Annotated in this window: 1 protein-coding gene; it reads left to right on the top strand. The window is 73.5% G+C overall.

The window, feature by feature from the left end; translation table 11 throughout:
• Positions 1-34 precede the first annotated feature (34 nt).
• The coding region (locus ACETWP_RS17380; protein ID WP_373973541.1) for an aldehyde dehydrogenase family protein at positions 35-226 on the top strand (192 nt) is incomplete at its 3' end.

The following is a 226-nucleotide window of genomic DNA, read 5'->3' on the forward strand; positions in this document are numbered from 1 at the left end:
ACCCCACACCGACCCACCCACACAAGGAGCAACCATGCAGACCCCCTCAGAGACCCAGTTGCGCAGCGATCAGGATTTGTTGGCGGCGATCGAGCCGGTGTCCGGGGGTCGGGAGATCCGGGATCCGGCGACGGGGGAGGTCGTGGGCCGGGCGCCGGAGCACTCCGTCGCGGATTTGGACGCGGCGGTCGCGGCCGCGCGGGCGGCGCAGCCGGGGTGGGCGGGG

It is taken from the genome of Arthrobacter halodurans, assembly GCF_041877255.1.
GTDB classification, from domain to species: Bacteria; Actinomycetota; Actinomycetes; order Actinomycetales; family Micrococcaceae; genus Arthrobacter_N; species Arthrobacter_N halodurans.